The organism is Treponema sp. R80B11-R83G3, from assembly GCF_054786115.1.
On record NZ_BDHF01000440.1, the window covers coordinates 1 to 530 of the forward strand.

Consider the following 530-nt stretch of genomic DNA (forward strand, 5'->3'; position numbering starts at 1 on the left):
TTTTTTTCCGCTTCCGCATGGGCAAGGATCATTTCTTCCTGTTTTACGATTTTCATTTTTTATTGGTTCAATATGTGAATGTTTTGTGAAATCAATTTCAGCCATTGACGGCGTACGAAATGAAAACATGGTTTTACTGTTAAAATTTGTTACAGCAAAGTCTCCCAAAGAAATAACATCCATACCGATAAGCATATCGCAACTATTTGGAGTTCCTTCAAGAGCTTGTACACCAACAATTGTAGCTCTATTCGGAAGATGGACATTTATTAAATAAACATTACTTTGAATATTTTTATCAGAAGGTGTAGCCATTAAAGTTTTTGAAATAGGTTTTAAATCCAATTGTGTTGCTATTTTCGGAGTAATAAGAGATCGTGACGCGCCTGTATCCCATATTGCATTTGCTTCAACATCATTTTTTGTTATTGGCGATTGTACATGTACTTTCGAGCGAAGAGTACGGGAGATAGTTTTATATGTTGCTGTAAAGCATAAGCCGGGTGTAGGTTTATTTGCCACTGCAGCCT

The 530-nt window shown here is 35.7% G+C and carries 1 protein-coding gene; it reads right to left on the minus strand.

The genetic code is table 11. From position 1 onward, the window contains the following. Positions 1-530 (minus strand): retropepsin-like aspartic protease (locus ACYVRH_RS14350; protein WP_461257550.1); only part of this gene is annotated, 530 nt, incomplete at both ends.